General features: G+C 71.4%; 1 protein-coding gene. It reads right to left on the bottom strand.

The features are described 5' to 3' along the window. On the bottom strand, nt 1-259 hold a 259-nt coding region (locus tag SB660_RS21780; protein ID WP_410584514.1), incomplete at both ends, for a GNAT family N-acetyltransferase.

The following is a 259-nucleotide window of genomic DNA, read 5'->3' as shown; positions in this document are numbered from 1 at the left end:
AGGGATCGCGGAGCCGAATCCGTACCGGCCGTAGATCGTCGCCTCGGAGACGGTGAGGCCGGCCATCGGGACTCCGGCGGAGACCGCGGCGCGGAGTTCGCCCTCGAGCAGCGACCGGGCGATGCCGCGGCGACGATGAGTGGCGGCGACCGTCACCATGCTGATCGCCCACATGTCCAGTTCGCCACCGCCGGGGATGGTGAGTGGCGTCACCCAGGCGTTGGTCGTCGCGACCGGGAACGCAGACGCCGGTGCACCG

Source organism: Bacillus sp. SIMBA_005 (assembly GCF_046535585.1).
Lineage (GTDB): Bacteria > Bacillota > Bacilli > Bacillales > Bacillaceae > Bacillus > Bacillus pumilus.
The sequence above is the reverse complement of the archived record's forward strand: the minus strand, read 5'-3'. Positions and strand labels throughout refer to the sequence as shown.